Below are 16,193 nucleotides of genomic sequence, written 5' to 3'. Positions count from 1 at the left end.
TTATTGTATTTAATTATGCGGCTCCTGCCAAAATTGGTAATGACTAGTATCAACATTTAAATCATAAAACCGATTTCCCATGTTTTCTCCATCAATTTGACCAAATTCCAGTGAGGTTGTGGAATAATGGAGAGCTTTAGCATGAAAACGGTGGGCAAATCGTGATTCCGCTAATTTACCGCGACCAAACTGAATAACCTCCCAAAGGGTAAGAAGCCAATTTTTTCGTTCAGCAATGACCATATTGATTGCATCATCATTAACACTGGCTGAACGATCAATTTGAAAGCCACCACCAATATATGGGTGATTTGTTGCTACTACAATAAAGGCATTAGCAAAAATATAATGGTGACCTTGTTCCTGAAGGGTGAGTTGGAACGGCTGCTGATCATAAATAACACCGAATGCCTTACTGAGGTAGGAAAAGTTTCCTAACCGTAATTTATTGAGCCCCTTTTTAGTCTTTGACGAGTTGGTTCGGCTAACAATTGCGGCGTCAAAGCCAATTCCAATGTTGTTGAGAAAATAACCTTCTTCATTCTTAATCGACTCAGTGTAATGACCAATTGTAATGGTGCGTGCCTTGGCTGTGGAAATTATTTGCTGGAGAGCTTTTTCTGGATTTAACGAGATCCCATAGCCACGAGCAAAGTCATTGCCGGTTCCTGCAGGAATATATGATAGTGGAAGGGCGGAACCGGCTTTTATTAATCCATTTAGGACGTTGTGAAGGGTTCCATCACCACTGATCACAATTACAACGGTATCCGAATTGTGAGGGTAGGCTTTAGCAATTCGCTTGGCAAAGAAAGCTTCATGATTAGCATAATCAGTTTTGTGGAGGGAATAATCTAACTGTCCTTCAATAACTGGACGGAGAATGTTCCAAGTTTTTTGAGCCTTTCCATTTCCTGCAGTTGGATTTAGGATTATCTCGTAATGCATAATTAGACCTCCCTAGGATCAAGTAAAAGACAGTCGAGAGATTTCCTTCCCGACTGTCTTAATTGGCAATTAGAACTTAGTAATCTTAAAGTTTGGATTTTGCTTTTCATATTCCAAAGCTTTGTCGTCTAATTGTTCAACAAATTCAATGTTGTAGTCAGTATTTTCTTCAACCAATAATAATGCTTGAGCCTCTGAATCAGCTTCAATATACAATGATTGAGTATTTTCACGAACCGGCCGTTTAGTTGCATCGGGTTGGTAGTATACCTTAAAAGTCATACTGTAAAATGCTCCTTATTATGTTATTTAAACTTTAGTTACTTAAATTATTTTAGCACATCTAATCAACTGTGTTACTTAAAATTGTAAAATGGTATGATTAAGTTAAATATAATTAAGAAATGGGATGAGCCTATGTCGTTCTTTTGGCTAGTTCTCTTAGCGGTTATTGTTGTTATTCTTATTTATGTTGCCGTTCATCGCCTATTGATTAATCGTGCAACACTAATGTTAAAGAATCAGGCCCAATCAATAACCGATCGGGCAGTAAATTATTGTCTTACTCAGCTAACCGGTCACTCTTTTTCACTATCTTCCGAAATTGTTGCAGACGTTTGGGGGAAAGGTGTTTTAGCATTTGAGTTTCACTTTACTCCGGCGCAATATCATCTTACAGACAGGCAGTTTAGCAGGGCGGATCTTGAAAAAGAACTAACTGACTATGCTAAGCAAAACCAGATCCAATCCTTTGAGAAAAGTTCAACGGTCTTTAAAGTAACCGATTGGTGGACGTATGAGGATGTTCTGCATATTGATGTTGCGTATGTCTTAAATGAGGCTACACGAGAATATATTGCAGATCTTCGCCGGTTGGATCAGCATGATCAAAAAAACAAAAATAACCTTTTATGAAAATCGAGCCCCTTATAACCAAAAGATGCTCCAGTGTTCAGTAGTTACCGAATACTGGAGCATTTTTTATAAGTAAGTTTAGCTAATCATGATTGTATCATCAGGGGCCTTAAACGGATCATCATTATTAATATGATCGTAGAACAGAACACCGTGAAGATGATCGATTTCATGTTGACAAACGATTGCTGGGTAATTTTTCAACCGAACTTGATGAGTCTCACCCTTAACATCCTGATAGCGTAAGGTGATGCGGTCATGACGAGGAACATATCCGGGAACATCTTTATCAACTGAAAGACAACCCTCGCCTTCAGTGAGTGCTCCATATTGCACAGATTCACTAACAATTACCGGATTAATAATAACATCTTTGAATGAAGGTTGATCGTCATCTTCGTCTAGGGATGGAACCAAGACAGCAGCCATTTGCTTTGAAATGCCAACTTGTGGAGCGGCCAGCCCGACACCTGCACGGAGCTTATATTTTTTACATAGTTCTGGATCCTGGCTCACTTCAAGATATTCCATAGCACGCTTGGCAAATTCTTGATCTTCTTCTGAAAGTGGAAATGTTACTTTTGCAGCACGCTTCCGTAAGACAGGGTCACCATCGCAAACAATATCTTTCATTAAATACACAATGATCATCCTCCAAATAAAAAACTAATCTACATTATTGATCGTTTAAAGTTGATTGTTCAAACAAATAGTAGTTTATCACAAACTGAAATTGAATAAAAATAACGGTAAAAACAAAGAAAAGTAAAAAAATAAAGAACAAACAACCATTTTTGTTGAAAACGTATACAATTTAAGAAAATATTAGTCGAATTAATCAAAATAAGTCTATGAAAGCGTTTGTATTATGTTTAAAGAGAGGTATAATAAATAATGTAAGTAAGGTAAGTAATCGCTTACGATGATGTTAATTGGATTTGGAAAGGGATGTTTTATAATGGCCAATACCAAAGCTGTTGACTTTGCAAAGATTAAAGCTGAAGAAGGCGCTCCATATGCAAAGCCTGTTCAAATTCTCGATAATGATGGGAATGTCGTTAACAAGGATTTAATGGCTAACTTCAGTGATGATCTGTTAGTTGACTTAATGAAGAAGATGGTTTGGGAACGTGCACTTCACGAACAAACCATGAGTTTCTCCAAGCAAGGTCGTTTAGGATTTTATGCCCCAACTTGGGGTGAAGAGGCCTCAGAAATGGGGACCGCGGCTGCATTTAAGAAGAATGACTTCTTATTCCCTGCATATCGTGACTTACCTCAATTGATTCAACACGGTGCAACTGTTGCTCAAATGTACCTTTGGTCAAAGGGTCACCTCAAAGGTAACATGTTTGACGCTCGTGCATTACGTCCACAAATTATCATTGGTGCCCAAATGGTTGAAATGGCCGGTGGTGCTCTTGGTATTAAGAAGAACGGTGAAAAAGATGCCGTTGCTTATGCTTATACCGGTGAAGGTGGTTCATCACAAGGTGACACCTATGAAGGAATGAACTTTGCTGGTGCCTTCCAAGCTCCTGCCGTATTCATTATTCAAAACAACGGCTGGGCAATTTCATACCCATGGAAGCTTCAAACTTATGCTCAAACCATTGCGCAAAAGGGTGTTGCAGCTGGTATTCCAGGTGTTCAAGTTGATGGAATGGATATCTTGGCATGTTATGAAGTTGCTAAGGAAGCTCGTGAATTCGCTGCTGCCGGCAATGGCCCAGTATTAATCGAAACCTTAACGTACCGGTTTGGTGCTCACAGTTCTGCCGGTGACGATCCTAGTCGTTACCGTACTAAGGAAGAAGAAAAGCCATGGTTCGACAAGGATCCATTAATTCGGCTTCGTAAGTACTTGACTAAGAAGGGCCTCTGGTCTGAAGACGAAGAAAACAAGTATGCTGATGAATGCAAGGAAGACTTCAAGAAGGCTATGAAGGAAGCTGACTCTGTAGAACCAGAAAAGGTTACAGATATGCTTAAGCGGACCTTTGAAGTTCCAACCCCAGATATCAAAGAACAAATTAAGAAGTACGAAGCAAAGGAGTCGAAGTAATCATGGCTAAAAAGACTTATATCAAAGCTATTACTGAAGGTATTGACATTGCTTTGACTGAAGATCCAAAGACCTTGGTCTTCGGTGAAGATGTTGGTAAAAACGGTGGTGTCTTCCGTGCTACTAACGGCTTACAAGAAAAGTACGGTAAGGACCGTGTATTTAGTACACCATTAGCTGAATCTGGTATTTTAGGTCTATCAATTGGTTTAGCCGCTACTGGTTGGCGTCCAGTTCCAGAAATTCAATTCATGGGCTTCACTTTTGAAGCAATGGACTCAATTGCTGGACAAATGTCACGTGTACGTTTCCAATATGATGGTACTAAGAACATGCCAATCACTATCCGTACTCCATACGGTGGTGGTACTCATACTGCTGAATTACACGGGGACGATCTTGAAAACTTCTTTGTAGGTATTCCAGGTCTTCGTGTTGTTACACCAAGTTCAGCTTATGATGCTAAGGGACTTGTTATTTCTGCTATTGAAAATAATGACCCAGTTCTCTTCCTTGAAAACCTTCGTCTCTACCGTTCAGTTAAGGGCGAAGTTCCTGATGACAAGTACACTGTTCCTTTGGACAAGGCAAATGTCGTTGAAGAAGGTAACGATGTAACAATCATTGCTTATGGTGGTGAAGTTTCAGAAGCTCAAAAGGCTGCTAAGAAGCTTGCTAAGAAGAATATCTCAGCAGAAATTATCGATCTCCGTTCACTTTACCCACTTGACACAGATACTATCTTTGAATCTATCAAGAAGACTCACCGTGTAGTAATTGTTCAAGAAGCACAAAAGATGGCCGGTGTTGGTGCACAAGTAGCTTCTGCTATTTCAGAAGGTGCCATCATGTACTTGGATGCTCCAGTTATTCGTGTAGCTGCTCCAAACTCTGTTTACCCATTCCCACAAGCAGAAAATGTATGGCTTCCTGGTGCTGATGACATTGAAGATGCCGCAACACAAGCTGTTAATTATTAATCACGGTGCATACACCACTGATTAAGAAAGGAAGTTAAATCGATATGGCTTATAAATTTAGACTACCTGAAATGGGTGAAGGTTTGACTGAAGGGGACATCGCTTCTTTCTTAGTTAAGGAAGGCGATCAAGTCAAAGATGGTGACCCATTAGTAGAAATTCAAACAGATAAATCAACCACCCAACTTGTTTCTCCTGTTGCCGGGACAATTAAGAAGATCGAGGCAAAGGAAGATGATCACGTTGAAAAGGGTAATGACCTTGTATTGATCGATGATGGCAAGGACGGTGTAAGCACAAACGTTGATAGTGAAGACGCCGAAGATGCTGATGACAGTGCAAACGACACAGCCGCTGAAGAATCAAGTGCTCCAGCTGAAAGCGAAACTCCAGCTGCTTCTAGTGAACCTGCACCTGCTCCAAAGCAAGGTGGAGTAGCACCATTAGCTGAACCAAATAAGCTTGTTATGGCAATGCCATCTGTACGTCAATATGCTCGTGACAAGGGTGTTGACATTTCATTGGTTCAACCAAGTGGTAATCACGGTCAAGTATTAAAAGAAGATATTGATAACTTTAACGGTGCTGCCGCTTCAGCTCCTGCTGCTAATACTGCAACCGCTGCTGCTAGTGCACCTTCTGCAGGTAACACTATCAAGCCTTATGAAGGCGCTGGCAAAGATGCTGAAACTCGTGAACCATTGTCCAAGATGCGTCAAATTATCGCTAAGAACATGCGTGAATCTGCAGATATCAGTCCAATGGTTACTGTCTTTGCAAATGCTGAAGTCTCAAAGATGATGGCTAACCGGAAGAAGTACAAGGCTGTTGCTGCTGACCAAGGAATTCACCTAACATTCTTGCCTTATGTTGTTAAGGCTTTGATTGCAATGATGAAGAAGTACCCAGAATTCAACAGTTCAATTGATGATAGTACTCAAGAGCTTGTTCAAAAGCACTTTTACAACATTGGTATTGCTACAAGTACTGATCACGGCCTTTACAACCCTAACATTAAGGATGCAGACTCAAAGAGCATGTTTGAAATTGCTAAGGAAATTTCTGATAACGCTCAAGCTGCTGAAGACAACAAGCTTAGCCCAGAAAGTATGGCTCATGGTTGCATTACCATTTCTAACATTGGCTCAATGCGTGGTGGCTGGTTCACACCAATTATCAACCAACCTGAAGTAGCCATTCTTGGTATGGGAACAATTGCAACTGAACCAGTTGTTAATGCAGATGGTGAAATTGTTGTTGGTCACAACATGAAGTTGTCATTAACCGTTGATCACCGTTTGATTGATGGTGCCCTTGCTACAGAAGCTTTGAACTACTTGAAGAAGCTCCTTGAAGATCCAGAATTATTGATGATGGAGGGCTAATTAGTATGGCTGATGTTGAACAAAAAGATACTGTTATTGTAGGTGGAGGTCCTGGTGGTTATGTTGCCGCCATTCGTGCCTCAGAATTGGGTCAAAAGGTTACCTTGATTGAAAAGGGTGAACCAGGACTCGGTGGTGTATGTCTTAACGTTGGTTGTGTTCCATCAAAGGCATTAATTGCTGCTGGTCACCGTTTGCAACAAGCAAAGGATTCCTCAACATACGGAATTTCAAAGACCGATGCTTCAATCGACTTTGCAAAGACTCAAGATTGGAAGCAACACAAGGTTGTCGACCGGATGACCCGTGGTGTTGAGATGCTCTTAAAGAAGCACAAGGTTGAAATCATTGATGGTGAAGCTGTTATGGACAATGACTCACAACTTCGGGTTATGAAGACTGGACCTAAGCAATTCATGGACAATGATAATGGCCGGGTAATTAAGTGGAATAACTTAATTCTTGCTACTGGTTCACGTCCAGTTGAAATCAGGGGCTTCAAGTTTGATGGCCGGGTTATTGATTCTACCGGTGGCTTGAACCTTCCTGAAATTCCAAAAGAATTCGTTGTTATCGGTGGTGGTTACATCGGTACTGAATTGGCTGGTGCATATGCTGACCTTGGTTCACACGTAACAATTCTTGAAGGAACCGGTTCAATTTTGAATGGCTTTGACAAGGATATGGTCAAGGTTGTTGAAAAGAACCTGAAGAAGAAAGGAATTGACATTGTTACAAATGCAATGGCAAAGAGTTCTTCACAGGATGACAAGAGTGTTACCGTTAACTATGAAGTAGATGGCAAAGAACAATCATTGACCGCTGACTACTGCATGGTTTCAGTAGGCCGGAAGCCAAACACCGACAACTTTGGTCTTGAAATGACCAGTGTTAAGTTGGATGACCATGGTAAGGTTGTTGTTGACAAGCAGGGTAAGACCTCAGTTGATCATATCTATGCTATTGGTGACATTGTTCCAGGTCCCGCTTTAGCACACAAGGCATTCTTCGAAGGAAAGACTGCTGCTGGTGCAATTGCTGGTAAGAATACCGCTAATGATTGGGTTGGTGTTCCTGCAGTTTGCTTTGCAGACCCAGAATTAGCTGAAGTTGGTATGAATGCTGACCAAGCTAAGGAAAAGGGAATCGAAGTTGCTACAGCACAATTCCCATTTGCTGGTAATGCACGTGCCGTTTCACTTGATGAACCAGAAGGATTTGTTCGTTTTATCTACACTAAGGATAAGAAGAACGTTGTTGGTGCACAAGTAGTTGGCCCAGAAGCAAGTACGTTAGCTGGGGAACTTTCATTAATTGTTAACTGTGGAATGAATGTTGAAGATGTTTCTTTGACAATTCACCCACACCCAACTTTGAATGAACCAATTCAAGAAGCAGCTGATGTTGCTCTTGGTTTCCCAACTCACATTTAGAATGTCGGAAAACATCCATAATCCTCAGAACACGCTATCATTTTGGTAGCGTGTTTTGTGGGTTTAAAGCTAAAATAAATGGTAGTAGTTAATAATGTAATGAAAGGGTGTGATGGTTAATGGCAATCAAGGAGAATAATTATTCCTATCCGATTGATCCTGATTGGACAATTGGTGAAATGAAGGCAGTGATTGGGATGTTTCGGGTAGTAGAAGATGCGTATGAGATTGGTATTGACCGGCAGGCAATTATCGATCAATACAAGAAATTCAAGCAGGTGGCAAACTCAAAGGCTTATGAAAAGCAGTTAGGGAAGCGTTTTGAGGGTGTTTCAGGCTATTCCTTATATCAAGTAATGCAAATGACAAAAGAAAAAGCAGCAGGGAAGATCCGGGTGAATCGGGATGATAAATAGTGAAATATTAGAAAGGCTTGATCAGAAAGTTCAGGAACTTTTGTGGAGTGTTCGGGAGCAGACAATCGGACTAATGAACACACCGCTTAAGGTTGATACTAAGTCGTCAGCCAATGATTTAGTGACAAATGTTGATCGACAGAATGAACGATTGATTAGGAACCGTCTTTTAGAAATTGACCCATCAGCACGAATTGTTGGTGAAGAAGAGAGTTTTAACCAAAAGATCAATCCGGATTTAAATGGTAACGTCTGGATTATTGACCCGATTGATGGAACATTAAACTTTGTTAAGCAACGGGATCATTTTGCTATTATGGTAGCCTTGTATTGTGATGGGGCGCCAACTTTAGGCTACATTATGGATGTGATGAATAAACGCTTATACCATGCTTGGCGAGGACATGGAGCATATGTCAACGAACAGCGGTTAAGTACGCCAGCTAATTCTTCTTTAGCAGATAGTTTAATTGCAATTAATGGCTGGCAATTAATTAAGAATAATTGTCATCAACAAGAAATTGCCCAGCAAGCTGCTGGACTACGAATGTATGGAAGCGCGGGGATTGAAATAATCCACGTGCTAAATGGCCAGCTTGGCGGATATACATCGAGATTAAAGCCGTGGGATATTGCTACTGGAAGAGTGATTGCAGAAGAACTAGGTTTGCTAGTGAAAACAATTGACGACCAGCCGCTTAATGTGCTATCATCAAACACTGTATTAGTAGCAACGAAAAAAGTTTGTCAGGACATCTGGCAGATTACTAAATAGTTGTCGAAGCTGTGACTAATTTGTCGCAGTTTTTTTATGAAATCACTCGCGGGACAGTGTATACTGAACTTGTTAGAGTAGAGTTAAGATGAAAGGAAGATTGAATCTTGAAATCTCGTGACGACATTCGGAACATTGCGATTATTGCCCACGTTGACCACGGTAAGACTACCTTAGTTAACGAAATGCTTAAACAATCAGATACCTTGCCAGAACACTTTTCCATTGAAGATCGGGCAATGGATACTAACGCTATTGAACGTGAACGTGGTATTACCATCCTATCGAAGAATACTGCTGTTAAATATGGTAAGTACCAAATTAACATCCTTGATACTCCAGGACACGCTGACTTCGGTGGTGAAGTTGAACGGGTTATGAAGATGGTTGACGGTGTTCTTTTGGTTGTTGATGCCTTTGAAGGAACTATGCCTCAAACACGGTTCGTTTTGAAGAAGGCTCTTGAACAACACCTTACACCAATCGTTGTTATCAACAAGGTTGACCGTAAGGGGGCCCGTCCTGAAGAAGTTGTTGATGAAGTCCTTGACCTCTTTATTGAATTAGGGGCTGATGAAGATCAACTTGACTTCCCTGTTGTTTACACTTCAGCAATGAATGGTACTTCAAGCTATGATTCTGATATTTCTACTCAAGAACATACTATGAAGCCATTGTTTGATACCATTATCAAGACTATTCCTGCACCAATTGATAACTCTGATGAACCTCTCCAATTCCAAGTTGCGATCTTGGATTACAATGACTTCGTTGGTCGAATTGGTATTGGTCGGGTCTTCCGTGGCAAGATCAAGGTCGGTGATAATGTTACCTTAATGAAGCTTGACGGCTCAAAGAAGAATTTCCGGGTTACTAAGCTATTCGGTTTCTTCGGATTGAAGCGGTTGGAAATTAAGGAAGCTGAAGCAGGTGACTTGATCGCTGTTTCAGGGATGGAAGACATTAATGTTGGTGAAACCGTAACGGATCCAGAACATCCAGAAGCAATTACACCATTACGGATTGATCCACCGACATTGCGGATGACTTTCCGGACTAATGACTCACCATTCGCTGGTCGTGAAGGTAAGTTTGTTACTGCCCGTCAACTTGAAGACCGGTTGAAGCGTGAAATGCAGACTGATGTTTCATTAAAGGTTGAAGATACAGATGATCCAGGTGCCTGGACTGTTTCAGGTCGTGGGGAATTGCACCTTTCAATTTTAATTGAAACCTTACGTCGTGAAGGGTATGAATTATCAGTATCACGTCCAGAAGTTATTTATCGTGAAATTGATGGTGTAATGTGTGAACCATTCGAAGAAGTTCAAATTGATACTCCAGACGAATACACCGGTTCAGTTATTGATAGCCTTTCTAAGCGGAAGGGTGAAATGAAGAATATGGAACCAGGTGAGAATGGTCAAACCCGGTTGATCTTCTTAGCACCATCACGTGGATTGATTGGTTACTCCACCGAATTTATGACAATGACCCGTGGTTACGGAATTATGAGTCATACCTTTGAAAAGTATGCTCCAGTTATTAAAAACTGGAACCCTGGTCGGCAAAAGGGTACTCTTGTTTCCATGAATGCTGGTAAGGCAACTACCTATGCTATGATGGGAATTGAAAGTCGTGGTCAATTATTGATTGATCCAGGTACTGAAGTTTATGAAGGAATGATCGTTGGTGAAAACAGCCGTGAAAATGATATTACGGTTAACATCATTAAGGGTAAGAACTTGACTAACGTTCGTGCCGCTGGTTCCGATGAAATGGCCCATATCAAGACACCTACTCACTTCTCCCTTGAAGAATCACTTGAATTCTTGAATGAAGATGAATACTGTGAAGTTACTCCAGAAAACATTCGTCTGCGGAAGAAGATCTTGAATACTAATGCTCGTGAAAAGGAAGCTAAGCGTCGTCGTGCTGCTTCGCGGAAGTAATTAATAATATTATTTTAAGAATAGTGCTGCAGTTGGTAGTCTTTACATCATCTGCAGGACTATTTTTCTTTTTGGTGTATAATAAAAGAGAATTTTTTCAATTAGGTAGGTGCAATAGTGAAAGTTAAACATATTCATAAAATTCATATTTCTCAGATCAGAAAGAACTTTCATTACTGGGATTACTATTTAATGGTCCCCTACTTAGTTTTATGTATGATTGGAATTGTCATGGTGTATTCTGCTAGTTCAGCAATTGAAATGCAGAATGGAGGAAACCCAACTTCCTACCTGATTAAGCAAACGATCTATGTAATTATGGGGATCGGCTGCTTAATTTTTGGGGCTAACTATCCCCTAAGGCATTACCGAACGCCACGTTTTTTACGTGATTCAACACTTGTGATGGTTGGGATGCTCTTGTTTGTTCTTGTGCTGAGTCATGCGGTCAATGGGGCCAAGGGGTGGATTAACCTTGGTGTGATTAACATTCAACCAGTGGAAATTTGTAAGATTTATTTTATCTTATATCTTTCTGATCGGATGGCACGGGTTCGGGCTCGAAATGATCACTTTATTAGTTCTGGGGGTGGCCCCTGGCTGGTAGTTGCTCTTTGCTTGCTCTTAATTGTTCTCCAACCGGATATCGGGGGGATGGCAATTAATGTGATGATTGTTGTCGTTCTTTTTCTTGCCTGTGATTTTCGCTGGAGTTTTGGAATTAGTGTCTTGCTTATTATTCCGACAATGTGCTACCTATTAGTTGAAAAAGCCGTTGAAAGCGGCTTGATTCATGGTTATCGGATGGCACGATTTGTGGCTTTCTTGAACCCGTTCGGTAATGCTTCTGGATCTGGAAGTCAGTTAGTTAATTCGTACTATGCGATCAGTAATGGTGGTGTTTTTGGTTCTGGTCTGGGAAATAGTGTTCAGAAGATGGGTTACCTTCCTGAACCAAACACTGACTTTATCATGTCAATCACAAGTGAAGAACTAGGACTAGTTGGTGTTAGTGTTATTCTAATACTATTGATGATCATCATTTGTCGGATGATTCAAATTGGCGTCCGTAGTAATTCAATGTATGAGATGTTGTTGTGCTATGGTTCAGCTACGTTTATTCTAATTGAAGCATTTTTTAATATTGGGGGAGTTTTAGGTTTGTTACCAATTACTGGGGTAACTTTTCCCTTTATTAGTTATGGTGGGTCGAGTATGCTGATCTTATCATTTACTGTTGGGATCATTATGAATATTAGTATTCAGCAAAATAAACAACGGGCGTTACGAAGAAACGTTCGTCAACAAAGAAGAGCTAGGGGGTAGAGACCGTGTTTAACCTAACTAAACGACGAGCAATCATCGTTTACTATAATGGACGTCGGGTATTACGAAGTTTACATCATTATGGTCAGTTGCGGTATGCATCGAAGCACTTCCACTATGCAATTCTATATGTCAATCAGGATCGTTATGATGAAATTAAAGAGCGGGTTCAACATTTGCGTGCGGTTAAGCGAGTTATTAGTTCAGCTCGCCCAGATCTTGATCCGACCTTAACCGATCTGGAACAAACGGGTTTATACAAACAACATGATGAGGATGATTAAGAATGAGAATTGTTGCTGGTGAATTTGGTGGCCGTCGATTAAGTGCTGTTCCGGGAATGGCAACGCGACCAACGACTGATAAAGTAAAAGAAGCATTATTTAACATCATTGGTCCTTATTTTAGTGGCGGAATGAGCCTTGACTTATATGGCGGTAGTGGTGGCCTTAGTATTGAAGGGGTCTCAAGAGGAATTGAGCATGCGATTCTAGTTGATCGCGCTTATCCGGCAATTAAGACGATTAAGGATAATATTGGGGTAACAAAGCATCCCGAAAAATTCACTGTTTTGAAGATGGACTCGCGCAAAGCCCTGGCTGTTCTTGCAAAACAGGAAAAGAAGTTTGACTTGGTTTATCTTGATCCTCCATATGCTAAACAGCAAATTGTTAAGGATATGACAAAAATGGTTGAACTTAGTCTTCTGAATGATGATGCGTTAATAGTTGCCGAAACTAATCAGGAAGCTAATTTGCCTGAGAATATAGGTTCGTTTAATTTCATTAAACAGCAAAGTTACGGAATTACGGTTTTGAGTTTTTATCGATTTGAAAGAGGGTAAACAGAATGAAAGTTGCAGTATTTCCTGGAACATTTGATCCATTGACTTTAGGACATCTTGACTTAATTAAACGGGGAAGTGCGTTATTTGATCAGTTGGCGGTTGCCGTAATGACTAATCGAAGTAAAAAACCACTATTCACGGTTGAAGAACGAGTAGCACAGATTCGTGAAGCTGTTTCAGGATTGGATAATGTTTCAGTAATTACAACTGATGGTCTAACCGTTGATTTAATGAATAAGATCGGTGCCGATTACTTAATGCGTGGTTTGCGGAATACAACCGATTTTCAATATGAACGTGATATTGCCGCAATGAATAATTTCTTAGATGATCAGTGTGAGACGGTATTCTTCCTTGCAAAGCCAGAATATCAGCACTTATCTAGCAGTATCTTAAAGGAAGTTACATCTTCTGGTGGTGATATTTCTGCTTACTTGCCAAAGAACATTAATGAAGCACTGAAACAGCGGATTGAAGAGGAGAAGCTAAAGCAGGTTAAGGAGCATAATGAAAAAACAAGATAAGTTAATTATGCGGCGAATATTACTGACGTTATTTGCCGTATTATTTATCGGCTGGTTCTTGTTTTGGCCGCTTAATAAGTATATTGAGAGTCCGGGAACTGCCGATAGTTTACGTTCTTACGTTAAAATTAAGGGCCATCCTGATAAGCAAAAGGGAAGCTTCATGATTACTTCTGTTTATCTTCAACAAGCGCGTCCGGCAACCTATCTGTGGGCCAAATTAACCCCTTATAATACGATTGAAAGTAAGCAAGCTGTTACTGGTGGTCAAAATAATGCGACCTTTGATAAGGTTCAAGACTTTTACATGCAAAGTGCAATTAACGAAGCGATTGCGAACGCATATAAAGCTGCCCATCAAGAAGTTAGCAAACGGTACCTTGGGATCTATGTTCTTGAAATTGAAAAAAATTCCAAATTCAAAAAAGATATTAAAGTCGGCGATACGATAACTAAAGTTAATGGTCAACACTTTGATACCGCACAAGGATTTCAGAAGTATATTGCTAAGCGAAAGGTCGGTTCACCATTAACGGTAACTTATCTTCACGATGGTCATCAGCAAACAGTCACTAAGCCGCTAGTAAAGATTGCTAATTTTCGGGCGGGAATTGGGATTGTTTTGACTGATAATGTTAAGGTTCATACCAAAATTCCGGTTAAGGTTAATCCGGGTCAACTAGGAGGGCCTTCTGGCGGGTTAATGTTTAGTTTGCAGATCTATCAGCAGTTAACTGGTCAAGACTTACGTCACGGACGGAAGATTGCTGGAACGGGAACGATTAATCCTGATGGTTCGGTTGGTGAAATTGGTGGAATTGACAAAAAGGTAATTGCGGCCCATAAAGCTGGTGCAACAATTTTCTTTGCCCCTTATGTTAAACCATCTAAGCTCCTTCTTAAGTATGAGGAGCAGCACATGACGAATTACCAATTAGCCAAGAAAACCGCACAAAAGTCCGCACCGGGGATGAAAGTAGTGCCGGTATCGTCATTTAATGATGCAATTAAATATTTAAGAACACACCCATAGCAGGTGTTAAGTTAGAGATCAGAGAACAGCAATTTTCTGGTCTCTTATTTTTTGGATTGAAGGTCGAGTGGGTTTCCTAGGAATGAGGATATAGGTTGTTCCTCCCTTTTTAAAATTTAAACGTGCAAAAACTAAATTTTGGCGTTCTATATTGGTAGGGGGATAGTTTATGGAACATTTAGAGGAAATTTGGCTGAATTATCGTAATAAGATAATCATGGTTGTCGTTTTGTTAGTTGGGGTTATTATGGTTGGTGGCAAAGTATATCATTCACAGACTAATGCTAACAATGATCCTTTTATGACAGCCGATAAGAAGATACCGACCACCCAGAAACAATCACAGGTGAGAGGAGGGAAAGCAGTATGTGTTGACATTAAGGGAGCGGTCCTTCATCCAGGGGGTCTATCGATTGCCGGGCGGTTCGCGGATAAATGAAGCTTTAGCTGCAGCCGGACATGAAACTCCCGATGCCGATATGAACCAAGTGAATCTGGCTAAGCAGCTAGTTGACGCTCAGGTTATCTATATTCCGAAAAAGGGTGAACAAGTTCCGGCATCATTATCGGGAGGGGGATTATCAACCTCGGCAACGAATGAGAACGCTCCTAATGGTGGTCAGGAAATTGTTAATCTTAATACCGCTACTAAAGAGCAATTATGTAAGATTACGGGAATCGGGGATAAAAAAGCGGATTTAATCCTCAAATATCGTCAGGAGCATGGAAGTTTTAATTCGGTCGATGATCTAAAAAATATTAATGGTTTTGGTGAAAAAACCGTTGCTAAGTTGAAACCGATGTTAGCGGTCTAATTTTTAGTTTGATTTTAATTTTGTTATACTAGTCATCAAAAGTATTCGGAAAGTGTGGAAAAGATGAAAAAGAGGATTGATTGGGATCAATATTTCATGATCCAAGCAGCACTATTAGCATCAAGAAGTACTTGCAATCGGTTATCCGTTGGTGCCGTCTTAGTACGAGATAAGCGGATTATTGCCGGTGGTTACAATGGTTCTGTTTCGGGGGATGCCCACTGCATTGACGAGGGTTGTTATCTTCGTGATGGTCATTGTGTGCGAACTATTCATGCCGAGATGAACGCAATTTTGCAATGTGCCAAGTTCGGAATTTCTACTGATGGTGCCAGCTTGTACGTAACCGATTTTCCTTGCTTACAGTGTACAAAGAGCCTTTTGCAGGCTGGGATCAAGGAAATTAACTATATTCGGAATTATCATAATGATGAATATGCTATGAAACTAATTAACTTAAAGAATATCCGCCTTAATCAAATTAAATTAGACGACAATATCCTTGAACAGGTAGCTTTGGATCAATATATTCATCCAGAGCAAAAGTAACGATTTATAATCGGATTATTTTTCCGGCGATTGTTGCCGGATTAGTAACGGCAATTATCCTCAATCATTATTATTGGCTACTGATTCTGCTTGTACTGATTTTTTATCGAATCATTAGCTTAAAAGAACGACTAATTTTAATTATAACGTGCTGTATTGCAATTCTTGTATCAGTTGGGTGCTTTAATGAACTGCAGAGAATTCGGTTAACTACGGTTAAGCAACAGTGC

The 16,193-nt window shown here is 40.3% G+C and carries 17 protein-coding genes and 1 pseudogene; 15 read left to right on the top strand and 3 right to left on the bottom strand.

What is annotated here, in order from left to right:
• Positions 1-9: 9 nt before the first annotated feature.
• Positions 10-948, bottom strand: coding sequence for a diacylglycerol/lipid kinase family protein (locus HUK45_RS06080; protein WP_191911566.1), 939 nt, complete (start codon positions 946-948; stop codon positions 10-12).
• A 69-nt stretch (positions 949-1,017) separates the two neighbouring features.
• Positions 1,018-1,230, bottom strand: a complete 213-nt coding sequence (locus tag HUK45_RS06075; RefSeq protein ID WP_003716860.1) for a DNA-directed RNA polymerase subunit epsilon — start codon at positions 1,228-1,230, stop codon at positions 1,018-1,020.
• Between the two features lie 135 nt (positions 1,231-1,365).
• Between HUK45_RS06075 and HUK45_RS06070 the strand changes: the two genes are divergently transcribed.
• A complete protein-coding gene (locus HUK45_RS06070) occupies positions 1,366-1,863 on the top strand; it encodes a hypothetical protein (protein WP_235972050.1) in 498 nt (165 codons plus the stop codon).
• A gap of 78 nt (positions 1,864-1,941) precedes the next feature.
• Here HUK45_RS06070 and def read toward each other — a convergent pair whose 3' ends face one another.
• Entirely contained in the window at positions 1,942-2,505 is a 564-nt protein-coding gene (gene def / locus HUK45_RS06065) for a peptide deformylase (protein ID WP_191911564.1), read from the bottom strand.
• Between the two features lie 316 nt (positions 2,506-2,821).
• On the opposite strand from def, the gene pdhA reads away from it, so the two are divergent.
• The 14 genes and pseudogenes from pdhA to HUK45_RS05995 all read left to right on the top strand — a co-directional run bounded on the left by pdhA (position 2,822) and on the right by HUK45_RS05995 (position 15,963).
• A complete protein-coding gene (pdhA, locus tag HUK45_RS06060) occupies positions 2,822-3,928 on the top strand; it encodes a pyruvate dehydrogenase (acetyl-transferring) E1 component subunit alpha (protein ID WP_191911563.1) in 1,107 nt (368 codons plus the stop codon).
• Between the two features lie 2 nt (positions 3,929-3,930).
• Positions 3,931-4,908 carry an alpha-ketoacid dehydrogenase subunit beta gene (locus HUK45_RS06055; protein WP_191911562.1) on the top strand — a complete coding sequence of 326 codons (978 nt, stop codon included), beginning with the start codon at positions 3,931-3,933 and terminating at the stop codon, positions 4,906-4,908.
• A gap of 44 nt (positions 4,909-4,952) precedes the next feature.
• Positions 4,953-6,293, top strand: a complete 1,341-nt coding sequence (locus tag HUK45_RS06050; protein ID WP_191911561.1) for a 2-oxo acid dehydrogenase subunit E2 — start codon at positions 4,953-4,955, stop codon at positions 6,291-6,293.
• 5 nt (positions 6,294-6,298) lie between these two features.
• A complete protein-coding gene (gene lpdA / locus HUK45_RS06045) occupies positions 6,299-7,726 on the top strand; it encodes a dihydrolipoyl dehydrogenase (RefSeq protein ID WP_191911560.1) in 1,428 nt (475 codons plus the stop codon).
• Positions 7,727-7,845: 119 nt separating this feature from the next.
• Positions 7,846-8,142, top strand: a complete 297-nt coding sequence (locus HUK45_RS06040; RefSeq protein WP_191911559.1) for a UPF0223 family protein — start codon at positions 7,846-7,848, stop codon at positions 8,140-8,142.
• Positions 8,132-8,917: an inositol monophosphatase family protein gene (locus tag HUK45_RS06035; protein ID WP_191911558.1), complete on the top strand. Its 786-nt coding sequence runs from the start codon at positions 8,132-8,134 to the stop codon at positions 8,915-8,917. The genes HUK45_RS06040 and HUK45_RS06035 overlap by 11 nt, the downstream gene beginning before the upstream one ends.
• Positions 8,918-9,024: 107 nt before the next feature.
• Complete coding sequence (gene typA / locus HUK45_RS06030) at positions 9,025-10,869, top strand: translational GTPase TypA (protein ID WP_191911557.1); 1,845 nt, start codon at positions 9,025-9,027, stop codon at positions 10,867-10,869.
• 117 nt (positions 10,870-10,986) lie between these two features.
• Positions 10,987-12,195 (top strand): FtsW/RodA/SpoVE family cell cycle protein, encoded by a 1,209-nt coding sequence (locus HUK45_RS06025; protein WP_413230823.1) that lies wholly within the window; start codon positions 10,987-10,989, stop codon positions 12,193-12,195.
• A 5-nt stretch (positions 12,196-12,200) separates the two neighbouring features.
• Positions 12,201-12,479 carry a DUF2129 domain-containing protein gene (locus HUK45_RS06020; RefSeq protein WP_191911556.1) on the top strand — a complete coding sequence of 93 codons (279 nt, stop codon included), beginning with the start codon at positions 12,201-12,203 and terminating at the stop codon, positions 12,477-12,479.
• A 2-nt stretch (positions 12,480-12,481) separates the two neighbouring features.
• The gene (gene rsmD, locus HUK45_RS06015) at positions 12,482-13,039 is read left to right on the top strand and encodes a 16S rRNA (guanine(966)-N(2))-methyltransferase RsmD (protein WP_191911555.1); all 558 of its coding nucleotides are present in this window, start codon (positions 12,482-12,484) and stop codon (positions 13,037-13,039) included.
• A 5-nt stretch (positions 13,040-13,044) separates the two neighbouring features.
• On the top strand, positions 13,045-13,566 hold the full coding sequence (gene coaD / locus HUK45_RS06010; protein ID WP_191911554.1) for a pantetheine-phosphate adenylyltransferase: 522 nt from the start codon (positions 13,045-13,047) through the stop codon (positions 13,564-13,566).
• Positions 13,550-14,599 carry a SepM family pheromone-processing serine protease gene (locus HUK45_RS06005; RefSeq protein ID WP_191911553.1) on the top strand — a complete coding sequence of 350 codons (1,050 nt, stop codon included), beginning with the start codon at positions 13,550-13,552 and terminating at the stop codon, positions 14,597-14,599. Before coaD ends, HUK45_RS06005 begins: the two co-directional genes overlap by 17 nt.
• A 169-nt stretch (positions 14,600-14,768) precedes the next feature.
• A pseudogene (locus HUK45_RS09795) lies at positions 14,769-15,414 on the top strand (helix-hairpin-helix domain-containing protein).
• Between the two features lie 63 nt (positions 15,415-15,477).
• The gene (locus HUK45_RS05995) at positions 15,478-15,963 is read left to right on the top strand and encodes a ComE operon protein 2 (protein ID WP_191911552.1); all 486 of its coding nucleotides are present in this window, start codon (positions 15,478-15,480) and stop codon (positions 15,961-15,963) included.
• The last annotated feature ends 230 nt before the right edge of the window (positions 15,964-16,193 follow it).

The organism is Limosilactobacillus urinaemulieris (genome assembly GCF_014838745.1).
GTDB classification, from domain to species: domain Bacteria; phylum Bacillota; class Bacilli; order Lactobacillales; family Lactobacillaceae; genus Limosilactobacillus; species Limosilactobacillus urinaemulieris.
Note: the sequence above shows the minus strand (reverse complement) of the source record. Positions and strands in the feature narration are given on the sequence as shown.